Raw genomic sequence first — 18,618 nt, 5'->3', positions numbered from 1 at the left:
ATGCACTTTCAGTAGGGGGTGTCTTTGAGAGTTTCAATCCCTGATAGGGATTTTTATTAGTTGCAACGCACTTTTGCTTTTACCTACCCTGGCAAATATCGCTGTTTCAATCCCTGATAGGGATTTTTATTAGTTGCAACCTTAATGTCGTGTTCGGCTTTGTCGTGAGAGTGAGTTTCAATCCCTGATAGGGATTTTTATTAGTTGCAACGTCTAAATGTGCAATCTGAGTTTGCACATTTAAAGTTTCAATCCCTGATAGGGATTTTTATTAGTTGCAACATACCCCTGTTTTTATATATAAATATAGCTATCTATGTTTCAATCCCTGATAGGGATTTTTATTAGTTGCAACCCTGAGAATGTGGAGCGGTGCAAGCGATGGATTGCCGGTTTCAATCCCTGATAGGGATTTTTATTAGTTGCAACAAAGGTGTTTTTGAGGTTTAATTTAAGAAAAGATGTTTCAATCCCTGATAGGGATTTTTATTAGTTGCAACCCTAAACCGTGCCTTTCTCTGTATCCATCACTTAAAAGATGTTTCAATCCCTGATAGGGATTTTTATTAGTTGCAACCCAAAATGTGAGCGAACACAAAGCTAAAATGTAAGTTTCAATCCCTGATAGGGATTTTTATTAGTTGCAACCTTATGATTCGGATATGTTTTTATTCATTGAAAGTTTCAATCCCTGATAGGGATTTTTATTAGTTGCAACGAATTGCACAATTCACAACAATAAAGCTACAAACGCGTTTCAATCCCTGATAGGGATTTTTATTAGTTGCAACTTAAAGAGGGCGATGTATTTCTTAAAGAATTATGTTTCAATCCCTGATAGGGATTTTTATTAGTTGCAACCAGTACTTGGCATTGCAGCAGGGTAGCTATCAAGTTTCAATCCCTGATAGGGATTTTTATTAGTTGCAACAAGCGATCGCTTGATAATGAGGCATCGGAAGCTTTTGCTTAGTTTCAATCCCTGATAGGGATTTTTATTAGTTGCAACCTGATGATGTATCTTCTGAGTGGATTACTTTCAGGAAGTCTACGTTTCAATCCCTGATAGGGATTTTTATTAGTTGCAACTTCCCAAGTATTATCATAAACTTCTATATCTGGGTTTCAATCCCTGATAGGGATTTTTATTAGTTGCAACCTTTTAGGAATTCGCGTTTTGATAGCTACCCTGGTTTCAATCCCTGATAGGGATTTTTATTAGTTGCAACCGATGAGTATTGCTCAAAATCTAACATATTTTTGAGTTTCAATCCCTGATAGGGATTTTTATTAGTTGCAACTGGTCTCTGTGATATGGATTGTTTTCTCTTCGTTGTTTCAATCCCTGATAGGGATTTTTATTAGTTGCAACTTCTATTGCCTGCCTGTCAGCTTTCACTGGCGAGTTTCAATCCCTGATAGGGATTTTTATTAGTTGCAACTATATTGCCAAACTATTATTGAAGTTTGTATAGTTTCAATCCCTGATAGGGATTTTTATTAGTTGCAACGCGAAGGAGTTGACAAAGAGTGGCGATCGCAAAGTTTCAATCCCTGATAGGGATTTTTATTAGTTGCAACTTAGAAAACTTATTAGGCGTGGTGAGATCGCAGTCCGGTTTCAATCCCTGATAGGGATTTTTATTAGTTGCAACAAGAGTTTGGATTTTCCTAGCTTGAAGTTGCCGGTTTCAATCCCTGATAGGGATTTTTATTAGTTGCAACTGGGTATTGATTTGTCCGGTGTGGTGAGAATAGAGGTTTCAATCCCTGATAGGGATTTTTATTAGTTGCAACTTGGTGGAACTGGAATTAAATCTTTCTCTAATGCGTTTCAATCCCTGATAGGGATTTTTATTAGTTGCAACGAACTACAATTCGGTTGGCTTATTCCTCAATATGTTTCAATCCCTGATAGGGATTTTTATTAGTTGCAACGTGATTTGGGTAATGATTGGAAGCCTAATATAGCGTTTCAATCCCTGATAGGGATTTTTATTAGTTGCAACTGCTCAGCTTGAAAGCCTTGATATATTTGGTTTTCAAGGTTCATTGGTGTCAACCTGCAACAAAGATAGCTTTCCAGGGGTTGGGTTGTCAAGATAGGTAGAGGAGTAAATAACCTCAAAAGCAGTTGTAGTGAAGGTTTGCGGGTATGGTGTCAACCATTGAATTCATTAAATATGGTTCAAAGCCAGATTGTGTAAGCTTTTAAGCCGCTAAAATTCATCTTTGTTGAAAAACACCTACTGGTTGACACTTGTGTCAAGCAAAAAAGACTGTGGTATCAATTGGCATTTCGCCGCCGATGCGCTCAATCTTGGGTTGACAGCAACCACAGAGGAAGTAAAAGCGGATACTGTCTTGGTCTGGCTTGATCACTTTAGCAAGACGCGATCGCAGTTTAGCATACTGGGTCTGTGTCAGGTCGCACTCAAATACTGAATACTGCATCCACTGCCCATAAGATTTGAGAATCTTGTGAATTTTAGTACGGCGACTGTCTTCTGATACATCGTAGGAAATCACAACGTACATAGGGAGTAGGGAATGGGTAATAGGGGAATGAGGAATTATTAATTCTATTTTTTACTCTTAACTCTTGTACAGACGCGTAGACGCTCGAAGAGCGGCTTCTCGTAAGAGTATAATCGCGTCTCTTAACTTTACGAATTACTTCATCACTAGAGGTGGATATTTATCAATTTCTCCCATAAGGTATTTCGCTAGCAATCGAGCTTGAATTTCCATACTTTCTTGATAGCTATGCTGCTTTTGCATTACGGGATGTTTAAATTTATCTTGCTTCTTTTCTTGATATAGTCGTAGAAAAATATGCAAGCCTTCTTTAGTTAATGAAACTGCATTGCTTACAGGTTCAGTAATAAAATCTTTTGGTGCTAGCATCCGACGATTAATCGCTGTCAGAACAACAGCATCTACTATTAAAGGTCGAAATTCTTCCATTAAATCTAGTGCTAAAGAAGGTCGTCCATAACGCTCTGTATGTAAGTATCCTAAATAAGGGTCGAAGCCAACAATATTTAATGCACCTTGAATATCGTGGCGTAATAAAGAATAACCTAAACTCAAAAGCGAGTTGACTGGATCTATGGGAGGACGGCGGTTACGAGTGGTAAACTGAAAATTATCCACGCGAATTAGTTGATTAAAATTACCAAAATATGCGGCACTGCCAGCACCTTCTAAGCCTCTGATAGAATCAATTGAGGTACTTTTATCGATGGATGCGATCGCACTTGATAATTTGGTAATTCCAGCATTTAAATCTAGTTCAAAATAGCGGCGCTGTGCTTGTAATAAAGCATAACGATAATTTTTCAGTTTACCTCTAACAAAACCTTGGGTAACATGAACTGCTGATGCTGATTCTCCAGCAGCTTTCCATTGTGCAGAACGTACAAAAATATTTTTACTCATTTCTGGTTCTAGACGAGCAATATATTTACCTGTATTAGTCAGAAAGGTTAGGGGAATTTTTTGGTTAACTAGTTCGGTAATTGCAGCAGGAGAAATGCTGGATCTTCCCATGACTACCAAACCGTCAATTTTAATCAGGGGTACGTCTAAAATTGTCTTTTTATCAAATTTGACATGAAGACGTTCGTCTATTTTGCCAATGAAGGAATCATCTTGTGTGATGTAAACTGTTCCCATAATTTGATTCAAAATTTAATTGATTATTTTCTTAGCGGCTGGAAGTTGCGTCTACACAAACAAAGTCCATATACGCGGACTTATTCAGCAGAGGTGATATATTGATAAGTGAATACACAAACTAAGTCCGCCTGCACGAGCTTATTCGGCAGGGCAAAGTATATTCTAAAAAGGCAGGAAGCTAAAATTTAATTAGCTTCTTGGTAAGTTCTTACCTTATCAACTACTTTGGGCAAACATTGTGAATAAAGACTGCATCCTTTGCAGCGTTTGCTGTATACTGGTTGTGGTATTAATCCTGTTTCTAAGAGATTTGTTACAGCTTGAATAGTAGCGATCGCACTTTGCCGCAGTTCTTGATTAATCTCTACTAATTGGCGTTGATGAGAGTGAGCATAATATATATATCCAGTGGTAACAGTCTGTCCTGTCATTTCTTCTAAACATAATGCTTGAGCGCAGACTTGCAACTCATCGTTATCCCATTCGCCCTTACGTCCCCGTTTGTATTCCACTGGATAAAATTGACCGGATTCAGCTTCAATTAAGTCAGATTTTCCCAGCAGTTTATATTTTTCTGACTTCAGCCAAATTGCCCGAACTTGCCAAGTTTCTCCTCGCTGTCCGTCGCTTGTGGTGTGGACGCGATCGTGTAAACTTGTGCCTTCAATTGTATATTGATTATCGCTAAATTCGCCTGCACAAAACATCCGCCAGCACCGATGCGGACAATAGGCATATTGATTCAATGCCACAATGGAAATATAATCTAAATTGTTCATAAGTCAAAAGTCAAAAATCAAAAGTCAAGAGTTATTATTCTCTCCCTTATCTCCGTCATCTCCATTACTCTCCACTTCCAAATTCAGGGAGAATCCAACCGCCGCGCCATTCCCATACCCATTGTTGTTTTCCGTCCAATTCCTGCATATAAAGCAAAGTCAGCTAAGGCATTAATTTGCTTAATTCGTATTGGTGTAATTTCTCCTAATATCCTATAGCTAACTTCTCCCAGTATGCCAATAAATTTACTGCGGGAATCAGCTATTATTTCGGTATGAATGTTGACAAAAGAAGGAAAGATTGTCTCTATCGCAAGGTTAGAAAATTCGATACCACTGTATTTATTCCACCGTGAAAGTAGAGAATTAAAAACAGATTCTCTAGTAGGAAGGGTAGTATCATACTGTCCCTGACGGAAGGCGGTGGGTGTGGAAAAGACCAAGTTGAGAGTACGTACGCCTTTGGCGTCGGCGAAGCCATCGCTTTCACTAGCCTGCTCATACAATTGAGCATAAGTGCAAGCATTTGCCCAAGGTTGCGTAGATTGGGGTGTACCTTGAATGCTGGTAATATATAAGTCTGCGGGGCCAAGATGCCAAGGGTGGTTGGGATTAAGATTTAGCCATAGTTGAGTAAGTTGACTAAATAAAGTGTCATCTAATAAAGAGATACGCCACCAACAAGGCGTTCCGGCGGGGATGGGTTGTTGATGTGAGTATTGTAATTTAGATCCCCCCCTACCCACTTTCAAAAGGGGGGAGTTAGTTCTACTAATTTGCAGGGGAGAGAGGGTGAAAGCTTTATCTGCGGTGGAATCGTGCAAGCGATCGCCCAATGTGCTATCTACAGAACTAACGAGGGTTAAAAATAGGGCGTGGAGATGTCTACCTGTAAGATATTGTGGTGGAATGGGCGATTGAGGTAGCAAATTCAACACTAAACTATGAGGCATACTTTCTTTTTTTGGTTGTAGACTGAGAGCTTCTTGACTCTACAGTAAACTCAGGGATTTCCTGGAGTTCAGCATCGCTCAAACTATACTGTTCACATACTAAGCTCAGACGATTTCCGGGAGTTTTCACAGCGTTAACGGAATGGGTTAAATCACCTTGAAAATAAACTAAAGTATTGATTTGAGGCTTAATTTGCCCAAGTTGGCGTTTGTGCGACTTGAGTACCAGTTCTCCCCCTTCCATGTCTGCTGGTACTCGCACATACAGAACACTAACAACCGCAGGTGGCTCAACAGTTTTGCAATAAGAACGCAGAGAGCGATCAATGTGCGGATCAACACGGGAGCCTTCCTTTAGCTGTAAAGGATTGAGGTAAAAAGCGTTACAGTTCGGCTGGAGAGCTAAATCTAGGTAAGGCTTGAAGTAGGGGAATTGCTGCTCTACTTTGGAGAGGTGCGATCGTGTGAATACTACCGAGAATCCTTTAGTACCGACAAAATCGCGGTTGAGGTTGTTGATAGCAAAGTAAGAGCAAGCTTGGATTTCTCCCCACAAGTTGTTTAGGTAATCGTTGGGGAAGGCATTGGATTGTTGTTGATAATGTTTCACAGTGAGGGCTTGGGAAAATAATTAATTCCGAAAACGATATTCCATTCGAGCCGGAAGTTTTAGCTCTTTGATACTATCAAATTGGTAGTATTGCCCTCGCATTTGTACATTCTGAATTAAGCTGACTGGAGGCATATTCACCACGTCATAGCTAATTACTTGATTGGTGAACATGACATCTAGAGGATTTAGAGGATAAGTACAGGTGAATAAACCTTCAGCTATTTTAGGTTTTGGTAGTTGTTCAACTGTGATCTCAGCCTTACTCATCCATTTACCCAAACGAATCCACTTTGGGAGCTTGAGTTCTTTTTGGGAGATGACAAAAAACTCAAATACACTTTCTGGTGCTATTTCTTTTGCTCTGCCAAAACTGGGGATATTTTTTTGTGTTTTCTCCATTTCAACGTGGTAGTTATTGTTAGCATACTTCCAGGTGTTGAGGATGGAAGAATGATTGAGCGATCGCGCCGGAGTTACGTAAATTCCCTGTTGATTGAGTGGCGTTAAATGCTCCTCATATTTTGGCACTTGTTCCGGGCAAAAATAGCAGTAGGAATGTTCTTCAGCAACGGTAGTAGAGTAGATTTGGCTATCAACTAAACCCAGTGCATAACAGAGAGCATAATTATTAATTATTGGCTCTGTTTCATACAATCGCCCGATTTCACGAGTTGCGTAATAAAGGCTGTCATGTAGTTCTATTTGACAACGATAAATAATTGTCATCTTGCTTACTCCGTGACAGCAGCAGCTTTCTTATTAACCTTGGTATCTTTCTTAGGGTCTTTCTTACCTGATTTAAGAACCCATGTTTGAGCATAAATAGATGATTCAGCATTTGCTTGAGTCAACATTTCTTGCAATCGAGTTTCATTACTGGTGATAGACTTCACTTCACTCAAAAGTGGTATGAATGATGCACCAACAAAATCAGTATGAGAAATACACTCTTGAGACATTAGAGCAGTAATTGCTTGCGTAGCCGCCTCTAAAACCTCGTCTTCATTGAGCGGATCAGGAGGATTAATTTGCTTTGGAGTTGCATTACTCATTACGTCATATATCTTTTGAGTCCAGAGAAGATTACTAACAATCTCACCATCAGCGAAAATAACTCCAACTAACTCATTACGCACTCTACCTGTGCGGGTAGTCTGCGCTCCGTAATGGCGTGTCCTGAGAATGTTATTGAAAACGTAGAGAAATCCAGCTTCAGTAGGATCTTTGAGCGTGACAATACTGGGAAAAAAGACTTGAGGTAATATATGGTCTTGACTATTAATCCGGCTGGTTACTTCTCCTTGACGGCTCATCGTCCCATTTTCAAAAGGTGCATTGAGGGTAAAGTTAAGGTGAGAATCATCAAAGGGTGTAATAGAGTAAGCTGTGTCTACAACTACTTTCGACTTTTCAGAACCAGAATCACCAATAGCAAAACCGTAGAGAATACAATCAGGAGTAGTTTTGCTGAAATCTACGTTGTAGTCGCATTTTTCCGAATCACCAATTTTGTAGTTACGTAATAATTCTCTACCTGTTAAACGTTCTGGTGTAGACTGCTTGCGCTTAAACATTGCCAAGCGACTAATAGGTTCTTTGTTTTCAATTCCAGCACGCACTCTGGCTTTATTCAGTTCACCATCTGTCTGGAATAAAGGATAAGATTCTGTAACGCGAATAGTAATGAAATGAACATATTTCCCCATAGGTTTAGCAGGAATTACATCGTGGAAAAATTTAGAATCGAGTGTTTTTAAGAATTTCATGGTTTAATTGCTCCGTTTTAGTTAGTTGAAAAAGAAAGAATAAATTAGACTGATGCTTCAAGTTCTAATTCAGGAATATCATCAGGTTCATCTTGTGGACGTGCTTTACGTTCTTCATCATCTGCTAGGCGATAAAGGTATTCACAAGTATCTCTAATTAAATTGAGTTGAGTACCTGCTAAACGTGCGCGATCGCTTTTAAAACTTTCCTCAAAAATGCTTTTCACAAAATACTTAGAAAACTCATAGACTGCTTGACGTTCTTCTTCTGAAGTTAAGGCAGGTTTCCACTTACCATCAATTAAAGTTAATGTTGGTTTTCCTTCAGCCGCTCTCCGTCGTACATTATTCATCAGCTTGGCTAGACGAGCCGCTACCACATCTATTAAAGAATCAGTGTCACTAGCCATAGATTTATCAATTTTCAAAATTACATCAGCAGCCTCATCAATTGGTTTGAGAATTGCATTAGCTTTGGCATATTGACTTTTAGAACGATAAAAACGACGGTAGAGTTCTGTTAACTTACGCAGTTGATTCACAGCTTTTCCTTCTGGTTCAAAATAGTGATAAAAATCCAAGTATAGGCGAACTTTCGCCATAGGTACAGAATCAATTTTGTCTTGCTTTCGCAACCATTTATTAAGGTAATAGAAGACATAGAGAGGACTAGTTTCTAAATCCCGTGCTAAATCTGCTAATTTTCCCCAATCTGGATCGCCATCCTTTTTACGGTTAACTTCCAAGTGAATAGAGTAAGCAGCAGTGAGAGCATTGAGGGGAGAAAATTCACGCTTTTCTGAACTACGAGGTAGAATGCTATCTAAACGATAGTTATCTTTTTGAATCAAAGAACGAATCGCTTGATGTTCTCCATCAATTAAAACTGTTTGTTCAAAATCAGCACCACTAATGAAAGGTGGTACAGGTGATTCTGATGCTACGACTTTCACATCGAGAATAAGCGGTAACGCTAACGCTAACCAAGCTGGTGTTACCCAAGATTCTGTATCTGTAGCGTCTCTTCCAGGCGGTAAACCTAAAAAGAAAAAGGTCAGAGTTTCATGTTCTGGAAAGCTAATTTTGAAAGTCCGGTCATCTTCTGGCTTTAGATTTTCTTTAATCAGTAGAGAATCAACTGTTTGATAATCATCAATTTGAAACTTTGCAACTTGATTTTCTGTGATAAAATGCTTACGCATTTCGGCATCAAACCGAGTTCGAGAAAATTGATTGTAAGCCTTTTGCAAAAATTTATTAGTTTCTGGGGTAAAAAAGTAAGTTGGGTAAAGGTAGAGATAGCGATATTTGCGTCCTTCAAAATCTGCTCCTACGGCATTTGTTTGGTTCATCAAAATTTGTCTCAACATAATTTCAATTGACCAAATTGAGCAAATTTGCCGTTTAGCAGCTTGAGCATTAAATAAAATCTGACGATTACTATAGACTTGAGGAGCAAATAAAGTCGCTGATTCCATCTGTTCAGTCACAGTATATGAAGAACTAGAAATTGCACAAACATTTTCTCGTCCTCTACCTGTAATTTTTGCGGCATTATAGCGTTTAAGTTCAACTAAAAATGAGTCTGGGTTTGGTTCTATAACTGCGCCTGTTGGTAAAGAAATAACTTGATTGACATAAGTTTTTAAGTCATCCCAGCCATCGGGCATATCTTGAAAATCTGCTAAAATGGGTCTAATCAAAACTGCAACATGATTCACCATCCCTTTCATAACTTCCAGAATTTGAGCAAAGTCCAAACCTGAATTATTACGAAAGTATTGCGCTGCTAGGTAATACCAATCAAGAGGTACACCACCTGTTTTTTTCAAAGATTGAATTTCTCTGACGGCTGGAATTTCTGCTGACAATTCCAAATATTCAGCTAGCTTTTGTGTCAAATCTAAATCAGGAATACTTTTTCTCTGATTTTTTGCTAGCTGTTTCTGCCAATCATTAACTTTTTCGCACCAACTACCCCAAATCCCTCGACACAAAACATCACCAAATTCTGCCAAGCGATCAATGCGAATTTCATTAGCAATTTGTAAATTTAAGTGTGCTGATAGTTCGCCTTGTGCTTGATAATTCAGCAAGCTTTCGCCTCGCTTACCAGCAGAAGCAGGTTTTGTGTCTGGAAGTAGCCGAGAAGCAGCATTAATGCTAACTTCCATTAATTCAACTACATCAAAAAATAACCAGTAATAATCTGCAAATTTAAAACCCTTGCCATCACGATTAAAACCTGTCTGTCTTTCCTTCAGTTTCTCTGCACATAAGTACTTTATTTTGGTAATAACTTGTTCAGGAATTCCATCAGTTGTAATCGGAGGAGCATCAACAGTAGCTAAATAGACAACGCCATCAGGTAGATAGAGTAATGGTGTATAAAACTCTTCAGGATGTGCTGTGATTAAAGCATTATTGAAAATATTTGTGAGAATTCCACGATTTTCTGAAAGGGAATGATAGGTAAGTTGTAATTGATGATTGCTTAATCTTGCCAGTAATGTAGGTAAACGACCATTTTCTACATCTCTCGGATGTTTAATTACTGAAGCAAATAAATCAGATAGTGAAACTAAGTCAATCAAAACCTGTCTAATTCTGCTATCTAGTCTTTCATCATTTGAAGGTTTTAATCCACGAGTACTTAAACCTAAATCCGAATCATTTTTAACGCCTGCATTGCTGCTAATTTCAATAATGTCATCGATAAGTTCTTCCCATTGTTCGCCTAGTAAGTGGTATAAACCAAAATCTAAAATCTTTTTGGTAATGTATTCACGTCCCAAATTCGGAGCATCATCTTTTTTTGCTGGTTCTTCTTCCCAATTGCGAATGATAAAATTTTGTTCTAACCAATCTCGATAGTCAGGGAATTTTTCATAGTCATGCAACAAGTAAGAAACAATAAATACAGAGGATTGCAAATCTTCACAATTACGCTTAACTGGATTTGTGCCTATTCCTTCTGCTTGTAACTTCCTTAAAATTCGATAGCTGGGAAATAGACCATTAAGTAAGTGAGCAAGTATAGATTGGTCGCCAGCGTTGTCTCTACGAACAGGATTTTTACCTGCGGCTGCGCGTTTGGCATTTATAATTTCTATCGTGACTTCAAAGAATTTACCGCCTTTAGCGGTTGCGCCTGCTAACTGCCGAATTAAATTAGGTAAGACATAATCTGCAAATTTTTCTAGGATGCGATCGCCTTCATTTCCTTTTGCCTTTTTTACAGCTTCTTTAAATAACCGAATAGTGAGAAGTTCGCGTTTTACAGGCAATTCATCATCTTCATCTTTTTCTGAATCAAAATCTGGTACTTCTTCCGGTAAATCATCATCAAATTCGTTCATTAATTTGCTTCCTCATTTTCAATAGCTTGATATTCGAGTATTTTTGCTTGTTGAATAATCCATAATTTACCTATCACATCGGCGGATTCTAGCCCAGTGATTAATATTTCAATAGCTTCACGCCAATCAGCAAATGTGTAGCGAGAGGGTAGACGGATAATTACAATTCCTGAATAGGTAGAGGGATTATATTTCAGACGATTTCCAAAGCCGCGATCGCAAGTGACTAAACATCTACCCTCACAGCGACAAACATCAATAACTTCGGCATCGGGTGCAGAACTTAAGCCTTGTCCTGGTACTGTTGCAACATCGTGTCCTGCTAATTGCAATAAAGTTACAACGCGCAAGTCGATATTTTCATCTAGCTTTAATTTCACGCACTTGCTTCCTTTTTTTTTGTCAAAGGAAGTTCCACAAAAACATCCCGCGCCATCTCTGCACCGTAGGCGATACAAGCCAGTACATCTTCTCTTTCTATGCTTGGATAAGCTTCAAGAACTTCTTCAATTGTTGTACCACCAGCTAAATAATCCAAAATTAGAGAAACCCAAATCCGATGTCCGCGAATGCACGGTTTACCAAAACAAATATTTGGGTCGATGGAAATACGAGAAAGCAAATCATTGTTAGTCATGTAGCTTCACCTCTAATAGCCTCTAGTTCTAACATATCCATCCTTCATCATCCTTTGGCTTCCAATGCCAAGTTAAGGTTTCCAATAACAGCGCATCTTGTCCAAAAGTAATGGTGTAGCGAGGACTTTTATCCTCTGGCTCATTAGTGAGGGGGTAAGCTTGAAAGTGCATAGGTAATCCGAGAGTGCCGCGTAAAAAGTTGCGATCGCGGTCTGAAATGAAGCACACTAGTTTACGTCTACTCACAACATCACTAATTTGGTTGATACCGTAGCCGTGTCGTTGCGAAATCTCTAAACCTTGTAGTTCGTGTTGTTTATCTGGTAGAACTTGCACTTTACCAGAATTAGCTAATTCTCTCAGATTCCCTAGATAATAGAAGTGCCAATCTTCCCGCACATCCCGATAGCCTTTGAACTTTAAATAACACAAAGCTTTATCAAAGCGAGTAGTAATTACTCCAGCTTTCTCGGCTTTTTCCATAAAGCTATTTTTATCCCATAACTCGAAAATAAAGTTATTGAGAATGCCAGGAAGATTATACATTTTAAATCTTTCTGCTTCTGGCTCATCTGGATTAGTTAAGTCATAAATTGCACAATCTAACTGGCTACTTCCCCGAAAACTCCTAGCCTCATCGATAATTTTGTCTTTCTTTTCACCCTTACACCGATAATATTGAGCTTTCATGCGTTCAAGTTTGATTCCTAAAGCTCTTTGAATACTAGTACCAAATTTTTTATCAATGTTTGGGTATTTATCTTTCATGTGATTATTATTGCTCAGTATTTTATATATGTAATATGACTGGATTCCACCCCAACGCCTTGGATAACATTCAAAGTCGTTTTTAAATATCCAAGATGAACGAATAGCATTATTAAACTCAACCCGGTTATAACTTTCACCATTTTGTAAAGGATGAAATTCATCCTTAAATAACCTTGCAACAAGAAAGTTAGGTATTAAAGCGTAAGCTTGATAAGTTTCAAAACCTTCATGTCTGCCAAGCCTACCAAATCGTTGAATAAAATTTCCTGCATCAGCAGCTTCAAAAACTAAAAAATTAATCCGAAAGTCCACGCCAACATCAATTGTAGATGTACCCAAAAGTAAATCTGCTTCGGCAACTGATTGAGACTTTTCTGTTTCTCCTGTTAAGCCAGTATTTTCTCTAACCTTCCATCGCGGTTCAAAAATAGGTTTTAATTTGTCTATGAGCTTTTTAACTGCTGCGATGGAATTGAGAATAATTGCACCTTTGCTATTAGGATAGTCTTGAAAAAACTTTAAAATCACCGTTTCAGCATTTTCTTCTATCCATTTGTAGCTAGAACTCAGATTAGGCTCTATTCCTTGAGCAAAGCATAAGTTAATAGGTTGACTAATCTGCCGCCACCCATCGGTTGAATCATCTGATGAAAATTTGTAAGCTCCAACATCAACCGGATCGATAATCTTCGGTTCTATTCCAGCTTTTTGAAAATAACTCTTGAGCAATTCATTAGGTGTTGCAGAAAGAAAAAGAAATTTCTTGTTTGGATTCCCAGTGTGTCTCATTAAAAGTATTGTATTGATGACACTAGCTATTTGCGGAGATGAAAAAACATGAAATTCATCATATATAAATAATTTGTAATTCTCGTCTATACGTCTGAATAACCTGTCAGGGTTATCTATTTTTTCTCTCAAGTAGTAAAAATTATGGATGTAATGAAAAATGTCAGGGTTGGTCAGCAGAATTTCATAGTTAATAGAAAAGTCTTCTATCCCATCTCGTTTAGAAGAGAATTTACCAGTCGCTATATCTTTCTCCAAAATAGCTGCTGTTAATCGTCTTATTTGCGGATTTTTCTGAGGTTTAAAAATATCTTTGTATCCTTGAACCTGTTTTTCTTGATCTCTTGCTAACTCGTTTGTTGGATACATTGCCAAAGCCAGTGTCCTACTTGTCATAGCCTGCAAATAAGCAGCCAAGCTTTTACCATCTCCAGTCATTGCAGTGTTGAAAATTACCTCAATACTTGGATCGCGTAATGCCTCCAGAGTTGCCACTTGATGCCAAGAGAGTGACCAATTATTAGGTAATTTCACGCCATCAGGTGTAGGAAAGGTTTTAGAATAAACAGGTTTGAGGCTAATACTGTAATTTTCAGACATATCTTTGAAATTCCTATGTTAAATGCTTGGTTTCTCGGAATTTTTATGCAAAAAGAATGACAGATTTAGTAAATCTAATCAATTTCTGCCACTAATGGTGGCAGTTTTTATATATATGCTAAATACCACCCACAAATTTCTGCAACCAATGGTTGCAGTTTTTCAGATGGGTATAAAAAACATCTCTAGGCTATTTCTCGCACCAATGGTGCGAGTTTTTAAATTTACTTGAAAACTGTCCGTAACTTGTTGTTATTCCCTATAATGCCATGCAAAATAGAAGTTGCCAAGATATATCCGTATAAAAGTGTCCGTATAAAATATGAGTCGAAAAGGTCAATCTATTACACTGTCGATATCAGAACGTGATAAAGCCGAGCTAGAAGCGATCGCTCGTGAATTCGGTATGATGTGGGGCGATCGCCCGAACATCTCTAAATTAATAGAAGCGATCGCTCAACGTAAGTTACTCATAGGTAACAATAACGATTGGAAAGAACCACGCATCAGGGCATTACATAGATGTATCAATGCGTTGACAGATATTGGACAAATCGAACAAGCAAAAATCATTGCAAACTTGCTTCTCGAACGTAGCGAATTATCGATACCACTAAGAAACGAAATCGAACGTTTCTTAGAGAATCTTCCCCCAGCTTGGCGCTTACAAATAGATAGCTACATTTTGCGGAACCAACCATTTCAGCTTTCTTATCAAGATGCAACTGGACGCTTGTTAAATTTCACAGTTCGCTATGCCAAAGTTACACCCCACGAAAAGCGGGTATATCTTGATTGCTGGTGTGAAGAGACAGAAGGAAACTTTGATATTCCAGAATTAACTCATAACTGGAGTTTACGTCTAGACCGGATTACAGATGCTGCTGTGACTTCAATTTTTGGTGAGTGGCGTACTAAGTTGGATGAAATAAAAGTAGAAATGCACTTATTCGCAGGTTTAGCTTTTGCCTATCAAGCTAAACCAGAAGATGATATTAATGAGTGGCTACCAGATAAAGCGCGAGTCCGGCGAGTTGTCAGGCGAGTATCTAGTACATTTTGGTTTAGCCGCGAAGTTATGCAGTATGCGCCAGATTGTGTAGTGATACTACCAGAGAATGTGCGCGATCGCCTCAAACAAAAACTCCTCACTCTCTGCCAGTTATACAATATCGAAACCAAGAGTTAAATGTTGTGGGGTAAGCATCTTACCTGTCCTGACAATCATATCTCTGATTCAATCTGTTGATATTCTTGAATCGTTCCGCCCTGAATAATCCACAATTTTCCAGTGACTTCTGCTGTATTCAGTTCTTGAATAAGGGTCTCTATAGCTTCTTGCCAAAATGTAAAATTAGGACGAGAAGGCAAATGAATAATGACAATTCCTGCATAATCAGACAGGTTGTATTTGAGACGATTTCCAAAGCCGCGATCACAAGTTACTAAGCATCTACCCTCGCGGCGACAAACATCAATTACTTCCCCATCAGGTGCAGAACTTAAACCTTGCCCTGATATATTCGCTACATCGTGTCCTGCTAAACGCAACAAACTTACAACACGAAGATCAATATTTTCATCAAGCTTTAAATTCACCGATTTGCTTACTTTTTTTCAGTTAAAGGAAGTTCTACAAAAACATCCCGTGCCATTTCTGCACCATAAGCAATACAAGCAAGTACATCTTCTCTTTCTATACTGGAATATGCTTCTAAAATTTCCTCAATAGTCATTCCACCCGCCAAATAGTCAAGAATCAAAGACACCCAAATACGATGTCCGCGAATACAAGGTTTACCAAAACATATATTTGGGTCGATAGAAATTCTCGACAGCAGATTATCTTGCTGCATATCAATTTACCTCTAATAACCTCTACTCGTAACTGATTCACCCATCATCATACTTTGGTTTTCAGTGCCTAGTACATTTTGGATTAGCCGCGAAGTCATGCAGTATGCGCCAGATTGTATAGTGATATTACCAGAGAATGTGCGCGCTCACTCCTCTAGCAAAAACCCCGTACTCTATGCCAGTTGTACGATATAGAAATCAGGGATTAAATCTACTAACTCGTAAATCAAGTTTTGAACTTCTAAATCAGGTTTAGAATTTCCAAATCAGGTTTTTAACTTCTAAATCAAGTTTTGAACTTCTAAATCAGGTTTTTAACTTCTAAATCAGGTTTAGAATTTCCAAATCAAGTTTTTAAATCGTAAACCTGTAAATTTCAAAGAATTTTAGAAAATATAGCTTTATTCATCTTATTTCCTCATACTTTTGCTTTAAAGGTGCAAAATCTGGTCAATCATCCGGTTTGCCTGCGAAGCATAGCCGCCGCCAAATAAATTGAAGTGATTCAAAATGTGATACAGGTTATAAAGTGTTTTTCTCTTTTCATAGCCTGCATCCAAAGGAAACACTTCGTTATAACCTTTGTAAAACGCTGCTGGGAAACCGCCAAACAATTCTGTCATGGCGATATCAACTTCGCGATCGCCAAAATAAGTTGCTGGATCAAATATCACTGGTTCTCCCGACGTAGTACACCCAGCATTCCCACCCCACAAATCTCCATGTACCAAAGAAGGTTGCACCTGATGATCTGCAAGTAATTCTGGAATAGCCGCTAATAATTCCTCTTGTTTAGGAAAATTACCACCCCGCTGTCTTGCTAATTGAAATTGATAGTCCAGACGATGTTTAGTATAAAATTCTGCCCAATCTGCTGTCCAAGTATTGATTTGGGGTGTAGAACCAATAGTATTGTTAATTTTCCAACCGAATCCTTGACTACTGCTAGCTTTGTGCATTGCCGCCAACTTGCGCCCCATTTCCGGCCAAAAGTTGCTGTTACCGCCACCAAGTTCCAACCACTCCAAGACGATGTAGCCAGAATTGCCAGCCACACCCCAGCAAATTGGCTTCGGGACGCGAATGCTATTTGTTGTCTGCATTTCCTCTAACCCCAGTGCCTCAGCCTCAAACATCGCCACTTGCGATGCTTGATTGAGCTTCACGAAGTAACTAAGCTCACCATTAGAGACAGCATAACCTTGGTTAATGCACCCGCCACTAACCGATCGCCTTTGCTGACTCTGAAATTTTTCGCCAGTTACTTGGGTAATATGGTTATCAATTTCATTCCAAATCATTGAATTGGGGAGTAGAGAATAGGGAGTGGGGAATGGGTAATAGAGAATTTAACTACTCCCTACTCCCCACTCCCTAATTTAAAACGGTTTGATCACAACTACACCATAAGCATCTGGGGCAAGATGTTGATTTGCTGCTAACAGTAAGTCATTTGCTTCTTGACTCTGAATATAATTTGGGTAGTTAAACGCGGGTTCCAAATCTCCTACCAAAGACTGATAGTAACCATATAACCCAGCCCGATCGCTTGGTGTTTCATTACCAAAAATAAATCTGTTAGCTACTCGTCGCCGCACACGAGCAATTTCTGATTCTGTGACTAATTCTGTTTGTAAGCTGCGAATATGTTGAGCGATCGCATCCTCCACCGCCTGCAAATTTTCCACAGCACACTTTGCTGAAATATAAAACGTCCCTTGCAGCAGGTTGCTCATATTGCTCACAGAAATTGAGGTAACTAATCCTCGTTCTTCCCGCAAATCTCTCACTAGTCTTGATGTCCGTCCATGTCCTAAAATTCCTGCTAAAACATCCAATGCATAAGTTTCATTTAGCTGGTTCAATCCTGGAACTCGCCAAATCATCATCAGCCTTGCTTGCTGAAGACTCTCATCAACAAATTCCCGCCGGATGATTTCTGTAAATGCCGCTTCAGGATTAACAGATGCACCAGGGCGCGTCTCTATATTTAATCCTTGTAGAGACACACCAGGGCGCGTCTCTACATTTGTAAATCCCTTAATAACAGTTTCAATTAATTCTTCTACAGGCAAATTCCCCACAGCCACAACAGTAATTGACTGGGGCTGATACCAACTAGTATGAAAATCCCGCATCTGCTGAGGTTGCAGTTGAGAAATCACCTCTTCTGGCCCCAATACTGGACGGCGATATGGTAGCACTTCAAACGCTGTCTCCATAGCCCGTCGAAATGTGCGGCGGCGAGGATTATCGTCTGAACGCTTAATTTCTTCCAAAACTACCAATCGCTCCCGTTCAAAAGCATCATCAGGGATACTCGCATTAAATACTACATCCATCTGCAATGGAGCCAGTTCGGCAAAATCCTTGGGAGCAGTAGTTATATAGTAGTGAGTATAGTCTTGGCTGGTAGCGGCGTTGGTAACAGCACCCCGCTCTTCAATTTGACGTTCAAACTCGCCACTAGCCAGTCGTTCAGTTCCCTTGAAAATCATATGCTCTAAAAAGTGAGCCATGCCGTTAATGGCATCAGATTCTACAGATGAGCCAACTTTTATCCATAAGCTCAAGTTAACGGCTTCAACTGGCATTTGTTCGGCTATGATTGTCAAGCCATTTGGCAATTGGTGCAGCTTTGGAGCATTGAGTAGAGGAAGTTTCAGCAGGCTTGAGGTCATGGGTAGTAGTGAGTAAAAGGGTCTTTTACTCCTTTATCTTATCTGTGACTTAAAAGTAGTAGTCTGATTGCACACAGCGCAGTACCGGAGGCGATCGCTTAATTCCTGGCAATTTGCTGAAAAATGGCTAT

At 39.1% G+C, this 18,618-nt stretch carries 16 protein-coding genes and 1 CRISPR repeat array (1 of these 17 cut by a window edge); of the genes, 1 reads left to right on the top strand and 15 read right to left on the bottom strand.

All coding sequences use genetic code 11. The annotated features are described in order from the left end of the window. Nucleotides 1–2,009: a CRISPR direct-repeat array (repeat unit 37 nt; unit sequence GTTTCAATCCCTGATAGGGATTTTTATTAGTTGCAAC); it reaches 116 nt to the left of the window's first position. Between the two features lie 256 nt (nt 2,010–2,265). The 11 genes from cas2 to cas3 all read right to left on the bottom strand — a co-directional run bounded on the left by cas2 (nt 2,266) and on the right by cas3 (nt 13,949). Then, nucleotides 2,266–2,538 (bottom strand): CRISPR-associated endonuclease Cas2, encoded by a 273-nt coding sequence (cas2, locus tag WKK05_RS20820; protein WP_341524996.1) that lies wholly within the window; start codon nt 2,536–2,538, stop codon nt 2,266–2,268. 135 nt (nt 2,539–2,673) lie between these two features. After that, nucleotides 2,674–3,678, bottom strand: coding sequence for a type I-D CRISPR-associated endonuclease Cas1d (cas1d, locus tag WKK05_RS20815; RefSeq protein WP_341524995.1), 1,005 nt, complete (start codon nt 3,676–3,678; stop codon nt 2,674–2,676). A gap of 188 nt (nt 3,679–3,866) precedes the next feature. Then, nucleotides 3,867–4,460: a CRISPR-associated protein Cas4 gene (cas4, locus tag WKK05_RS20810; RefSeq protein ID WP_341524994.1), complete on the bottom strand. Its 594-nt coding sequence runs from the start codon at nt 4,458–4,460 to the stop codon at nt 3,867–3,869. 83 nt (nt 4,461–4,543) lie between these two features. After that, the gene (gene cas6 / locus WKK05_RS20805) at nt 4,544–5,413 is read right to left on the bottom strand and encodes a CRISPR-associated endoribonuclease Cas6 (protein WP_341524993.1); all 870 of its coding nucleotides are present in this window, start codon (nt 5,411–5,413) and stop codon (nt 4,544–4,546) included. Next, nucleotides 5,403–6,023 carry a 2OG-Fe(II) oxygenase gene (locus WKK05_RS20800; protein ID WP_341524992.1) on the bottom strand — a complete coding sequence of 207 codons (621 nt, stop codon included), beginning with the start codon at nt 6,021–6,023 and terminating at the stop codon, nt 5,403–5,405. Before WKK05_RS20800 ends, cas6 begins: the two co-directional genes overlap by 11 nt. 21 nt (nt 6,024–6,044) lie before the next feature. Then, the gene (gene cas5d / locus WKK05_RS20795; RefSeq protein WP_341524991.1) at nt 6,045–6,752 is read right to left on the bottom strand and encodes a type I-D CRISPR-associated protein Cas5/Csc1; all 708 of its coding nucleotides are present in this window, start codon (nt 6,750–6,752) and stop codon (nt 6,045–6,047) included. Nucleotides 6,753–6,757: 5 nt separating this feature from the next. Beyond that, entirely contained in the window at nt 6,758–7,792 is a 1,035-nt protein-coding gene (gene cas7d / locus WKK05_RS20790) for a type I-D CRISPR-associated protein Cas7/Csc2 (RefSeq protein WP_341524990.1), read from the bottom strand. A gap of 44 nt (nt 7,793–7,836) precedes the next feature. Further along, nucleotides 7,837–11,151, bottom strand: a complete 3,315-nt coding sequence (gene cas10d / locus WKK05_RS20785) for a type I-D CRISPR-associated protein Cas10d/Csc3 (RefSeq protein WP_341524989.1) — start codon at nt 11,149–11,151, stop codon at nt 7,837–7,839. Next, nucleotides 11,151–11,531 (bottom strand): DUF5615 family PIN-like protein, encoded by a 381-nt coding sequence (locus WKK05_RS20780; protein WP_341524988.1) that lies wholly within the window; start codon nt 11,529–11,531, stop codon nt 11,151–11,153. Before WKK05_RS20780 ends, cas10d begins: the two co-directional genes overlap by 1 nt. Next, entirely contained in the window at nt 11,528–11,788 is a 261-nt protein-coding gene (locus WKK05_RS20775) for a DUF433 domain-containing protein (protein WP_322738635.1), read from the bottom strand. The genes WKK05_RS20780 and WKK05_RS20775 overlap by 4 nt, the downstream gene beginning before the upstream one ends. Nucleotides 11,789–11,816: 28 nt before the next feature. After that, complete coding sequence (cas3, locus tag WKK05_RS20770) at nt 11,817–13,949, bottom strand: type I-D CRISPR-associated helicase Cas3' (protein WP_341524987.1); 2,133 nt, start codon at nt 13,947–13,949, stop codon at nt 11,817–11,819. Between the two features lie 322 nt (nt 13,950–14,271). Here cas3 and WKK05_RS20765 point away from each other — a divergent pair, with 322 nt between their 5' ends. Then, the gene (locus tag WKK05_RS20765; RefSeq protein WP_341524986.1) at nt 14,272–15,138 is read left to right on the top strand and encodes a WYL domain-containing protein; all 867 of its coding nucleotides are present in this window, start codon (nt 14,272–14,274) and stop codon (nt 15,136–15,138) included. Between the two features lie 35 nt (nt 15,139–15,173). On the opposite strand, the gene WKK05_RS20760 is transcribed toward WKK05_RS20765, so the two are convergent. From WKK05_RS20760 to WKK05_RS20745, 4 genes are all read right to left on the bottom strand, one after another. Continuing rightward, nucleotides 15,174–15,548, bottom strand: coding sequence for a DUF5615 family PIN-like protein (locus WKK05_RS20760; RefSeq protein WP_341524985.1), 375 nt, complete (start codon nt 15,546–15,548; stop codon nt 15,174–15,176). Between the two features lie 8 nt (nt 15,549–15,556). Then, nucleotides 15,557–15,805, bottom strand: a complete 249-nt coding sequence (locus tag WKK05_RS20755; protein ID WP_341524984.1) for a DUF433 domain-containing protein — start codon at nt 15,803–15,805, stop codon at nt 15,557–15,559. Between the two features lie 432 nt (nt 15,806–16,237). Further along, nucleotides 16,238–17,107 carry a fructosamine kinase family protein gene (locus WKK05_RS20750; protein ID WP_341524983.1) on the bottom strand — a complete coding sequence of 290 codons (870 nt, stop codon included), beginning with the start codon at nt 17,105–17,107 and terminating at the stop codon, nt 16,238–16,240. Nucleotides 17,108–17,185: 78 nt separating this feature from the next. After that, on the bottom strand, nt 17,186–18,487 hold the full coding sequence (locus WKK05_RS20745) for a pitrilysin family protein (protein ID WP_341524982.1): 1,302 nt from the start codon (nt 18,485–18,487) through the stop codon (nt 17,186–17,188). Nucleotides 18,488–18,618 lie beyond the last annotated feature (131 nt).

It is taken from the genome of Nostoc sp. UHCC 0302 (assembly GCF_038096175.1).
Taxonomy (GTDB): domain Bacteria; phylum Cyanobacteriota; class Cyanobacteriia; order Cyanobacteriales; family Nostocaceae; genus UHCC-0302.
The sequence above is the reverse complement of the archived record's forward strand: the minus strand, read 5'-3'. Positions and strand labels throughout refer to the sequence as shown.

Excerpts from the sequence above, each read along its gene's own strand:
- cas2 (WP_341524996.1), bottom strand. The coding sequence starts at position 2,538 with ATGTACGTTGTGATTTCCTACGATGTATCAGAAGACAGTCGCCGTACT.
- cas1d (WP_341524995.1), bottom strand. The coding sequence starts at position 3,678 with ATGGGAACAGTTTACATCACACAAGATGATTCCTTCATTGGCAAAATA.
- cas4 (WP_341524994.1), bottom strand. The coding sequence starts at position 4,460 with ATGAACAATTTAGATTATATTTCCATTGTGGCATTGAATCAATATGCC.
- cas6 (WP_341524993.1), bottom strand. The coding sequence starts at position 5,413 with ATGCCTCATAGTTTAGTGTTGAATTTGCTACCTCAATCGCCCATTCCA.
- cas5d (WP_341524991.1), bottom strand. The coding sequence starts at position 6,752 with ATGACAATTATTTATCGTTGTCAAATAGAACTACATGACAGCCTTTAT.
- cas7d (WP_341524990.1), bottom strand. The coding sequence starts at position 7,792 with ATGAAATTCTTAAAAACACTCGATTCTAAATTTTTCCACGATGTAATT.
- cas10d (WP_341524989.1), bottom strand. The coding sequence starts at position 11,151 with ATGAACGAATTTGATGATGATTTACCGGAAGAAGTACCAGATTTTGAT.
- WKK05_RS20775 (WP_322738635.1), bottom strand. The coding sequence starts at position 11,788 with ATGACTAACAATGATTTGCTTTCTCGTATTTCCATCGACCCAAATATT.
- cas3 (WP_341524987.1), bottom strand. The coding sequence starts at position 13,949 with ATGTCTGAAAATTACAGTATTAGCCTCAAACCTGTTTATTCTAAAACC.
- WKK05_RS20765 (WP_341524986.1), top strand. The coding sequence starts at position 14,272 with ATGAGTCGAAAAGGTCAATCTATTACACTGTCGATATCAGAACGTGAT.
- WKK05_RS20755 (WP_341524984.1), bottom strand. The coding sequence starts at position 15,805 with ATGCAGCAAGATAATCTGCTGTCGAGAATTTCTATCGACCCAAATATA.
- WKK05_RS20750 (WP_341524983.1), bottom strand. The coding sequence starts at position 17,107 with ATGATTTGGAATGAAATTGATAACCATATTACCCAAGTAACTGGCGAA.
- WKK05_RS20745 (WP_341524982.1), bottom strand. The coding sequence starts at position 18,487 with ATGACCTCAAGCCTGCTGAAACTTCCTCTACTCAATGCTCCAAAGCTG.